The 3483-nt window shown below is 44.2% G+C and carries 2 protein-coding genes and 2 pseudogenes; all 4 read left to right on the top strand.

Annotated features, from left to right (window positions below):
- Positions 1-61: 61 nt before the first annotated feature.
- Positions 62-502, top strand: a pseudogene (locus OQJ86_RS26060) (C4-dicarboxylate ABC transporter); the annotation flags it as partial.
- A 118-nt stretch (positions 503-620) separates the two neighbouring features.
- The gene (locus OQJ86_RS26055; protein WP_265992167.1) at positions 621-1163 is read left to right on the top strand and encodes a TRAP transporter small permease; all 543 of its coding nucleotides are present in this window, start codon (positions 621-623) and stop codon (positions 1161-1163) included.
- A complete protein-coding gene (locus OQJ86_RS26050) occupies positions 1160-2503 on the top strand; it encodes a TRAP transporter large permease (RefSeq protein WP_265992165.1) in 1344 nt (447 codons plus the stop codon). The genes OQJ86_RS26055 and OQJ86_RS26050 overlap by 4 nt, the downstream gene beginning before the upstream one ends.
- Positions 2504-2534: 31 nt before the next feature.
- A pseudogene (locus OQJ86_RS26045) lies at positions 2535-3413 on the top strand (M24 family metallopeptidase); the annotation flags it as partial.
- Positions 3414-3483: the final 70 nt, after the last annotated feature.

Below are 3483 nucleotides of genomic sequence, written 5' to 3'. Positions count from 1 at the left end.
TTCTCTCTTGGTTGAAAGATCTGATCGCAGAACCAGCTTTTAGTTCACTTCTATTTTTTTATCCCGAGTTCAGGTTATTTACTTCATCTACAACGCAAAGTGGCATGAAGTGCAGGACTACTTAATGTTCCCAGGCCAGCAACCTTACGTCAGTACCGTATCGACGAACAGTAAGTGGTACAACGGACTTTCTCAAGACAAGCAAGCTATGGTGGATAAGGCGATTAAGGCGGCTGACCAAGCAGCTTACGACTACCAAATTCGCATCAACAAAGAAAATATGGACAAGATCCTCAAAGAGCGCCCAGATCTTCAAGTCGTCGTACTTTCTGATGATGAAAGAGAGCGCTTCAAAGTGTTGAGTGAAAAGCTTCATGATACTTACTTTGATGTTGTTGCGAACGCTTATCCAGCCGATCAACAGACAGAAGCTCGCCAAGGAGCGAAAGCCATTCTTGAAAATATTCTAGATGAAGTGCGAGTGGCTTCCCAAACGCAATAATGCTCTATGCGCCATCGATTATCCGTTTGATTAGCAAGCGGGTAATCGTCTTTGCTGCTCAACACGAGTAGCAGAAAAAGGATTGTACTGCTCAAGGAAGTATGGAGCTTAGTGAATGATGAAAGATCTTTTACATAAAATCAGTGTTGCAACAGAAAAGCTAGAACGCTTTCTGATCATGATTGCCATTCTTGTCATGATGACAAATTCTACGGCGAATGCGATTGGTCGTTATGCTTTTAACAAAAGCTTATTTTTTTCTGAAGAGCTCAACCAGTTTTTGATTGTTACGGTGACCTTTGTGGGTTTTGCTTACGCGGTGAGGCAAGGTCGCAATATACGAATGACGGCCGTTTATGACTCTTTGAGTTTTCGAACTCAAAAAATCCTTACCACAATGATCGCATTGTGCACTGCGCTTCTGATGTTCTATCTAGCATATCAAGGCTTGCTCTATGTCGAAGAGCTTAAATCCATCAATCGATTAAGCCCAGCCCTGCAATTTCCGGTTTATTGGGTTTATTCAATCATCCCTATCGGGTTTGCGATTGCCGGTCTGCAATATTCAATGAGTTTTATCATGAACTTGCTGCACCAAGAGATCTACGTGTCTTTTGATGTCATTGAAAACAAAACCAGTGCCAAAGGTGAATTCGAATGAGTAGCGTGACACAGTTTATCTCTGACATCATTGCTGGAGAGCCGGATATTTATGTCATGACCTTCACCTTGGTCACAGTCATGGTTATCTTGCTGTTTCTTAGTTTTCCTATGATTGTTCCTCTTGCTGTAGGGGCTTTAATCGGTCTCATCCATTTTTCCCAAGTTGAACCTGGTGTTGTCATTCAGCAGATGGTTACTGGGATTTCCCCCAATGCGTTAATTGCGGTTCCGATGTTCATTTTAGCTGCGGACATCATGACGAGAGGTAATACAGCATACAACTTGTTGGGGTTAATACAGGCGTTTGTGGGACACCTTCGAGGAGGGCTCCCAATCACCACGTGTATCAGTTGTACTTTATTTGGTTCAGTCTCTGGCTCTACGCAAGCGACAGTCGTATCTGTTGGACAAATCATGCGCCCTAAGCTGTTGCAAGCGGGGTACAAAGACAGCTTCGTTATGGCGTTGATCATCAACGCAAGTGATATTGCGTTTCTTATTCCCCCAAGCATCGGCTTGATTCTTTACGGCACGCTTGCCAATGCCAGTGTTGGCGAGTTGTTTATTGCGGGCATTGGCCCAGGGTTAGTTCTGGCAGGGTTATTTTCTTTGTACAGCTATGCCTACAGTGTAAAACACAGTGATAGCCTAACCTTGGTTGAGAAGACCAATAGAGCCGAAAAGCTGCTCGCTATTAAACAAGCGATTTTGCCGTTAGGTTTTCCTGCATTGATCATTGGCGGTATCTATTCTGGGATTGTCACGCCAACAGAGGCCGCTTCTTTTGCTGTGTTGTATGCCATTATTGTTGAGTGCCTTCTGTACCGAAAGTTGGGCGTCAAAGATATTTGTGATGCAGCTTTAAATACGGGATTAATTACCGCAGTCGTTTTCGTACTGGTTGGCATTGGGCAAGCCTTTTCATGGTACATCTCATTCGAACAAATTCCTCAAGAGTTACTTGCACCACTTGAGTTGGACAACGCGTCACCGGAATACATTTTATTCATCATCGCAGTCACCTTCTTTGTCGGCTGCATGTTTGTTGACTCTCTTGTGGTGCTACTCATACTCACACCGATATTCATGCCGATTGTGAATGCCGATGGTATTGACCCCATCTTGGTGGGTGTCATGGTGACGCTTCAAATGGCAATTGGTTCAGCTACCCCTCCATTTGGGTGCGATATTTTTACCGCTATTGCCATCTTTGAAAGGCCGTACATGGAAGTCATTCGTGGCACATTACCATTCTTCCTCATTCTGATTTTGATGTCTGCGTTGCTGATTTTCTTCCCTGAAATCGCCTTGTTACCAAGAGACATTTTGTTCAACTAACGTCGTGTTTATCGCGCTAAAAGGACTAAAAATGAGCACATTACCTTTGATTGCCCCATCTAGAGGGTTTGAAAACGCGGAGTTTGAACAGCGTACTTATGAGCTGCAAAAGCGCTTGCGAGAACAGAACATTGATGCGGCCTTCTTTACTACGGAACCAGAATTTCGTTACTTCAGTGGTTTCAAATCTCAGTTTTGGGAGAGTCCTACGCGACCATGGTTTCTCGTTGTTCCTAGTACTGGTAAACCTATCGCCGTGGTTCCGGAGATCGGCGTATCAGGCTTTGATGGTACATGGATAGATGATGTAAGAAGTTGGCCGTCACCTCGACCACAAGATGACGGTATTTCATTATTGGCATCAACATTAGCAGAAGTCAGTTTACGAACTCATAAAATCGGCGCAATGATCGGGCCGGAAACACACTTACGCATGCCCGCACAGAACTTCCAGCAACTTCAAACTCTATTGAGTCGGCATAATGTTGTCGATGTATCACAGATTGTCCGTGATATTCGTAGCGTTAAGTCTAAAGCTGAAATTGACAAGATTCGTTTTGCTTGTCAGGTCACCGCCGCTGGGTTTGAGTTCTTAAAGCAATACCTTGCAGTCGGCATGACAGAGCGCCAAGCTTGTAAAGCCATGCAAATTGAAATGTTACGGTTAGGTGCTGACAGTTGCCCTTATTTGATATCTGGCTCGGGTGTTGGTGGTTATGGCAGTATCATTATGGGGCCGACCGATAGAGAACTAACAGAAGGCGATGTGCTGATTATTGATACCGGAGCAAACTATGATGGGTATTTCAGTGACTTCGACAGAAACTATGCCTTTGGTCAAATAGATGAAGAGACTCAGCTGGCGTACGATACGGTCTATCAAGCGACGGAAGCGGGGCTAATAATGGCTTTGTTGCTTAATTCGGTTGGAAGACATGGCAGCCCAAAGTTGTTCAGTTATTAAGCAATATACTGAGTTT

The sequence above is a fragment of the Vibrio sp. Sgm 5 genome, assembly GCF_026241575.1.
Taxonomy (GTDB): domain Bacteria; phylum Pseudomonadota; class Gammaproteobacteria; order Enterobacterales; family Vibrionaceae; genus Vibrio; species Vibrio jasicida.
The sequence above is the reverse complement of the archived record's forward strand: the minus strand, read 5'-3'. Positions and strand labels throughout refer to the sequence as shown.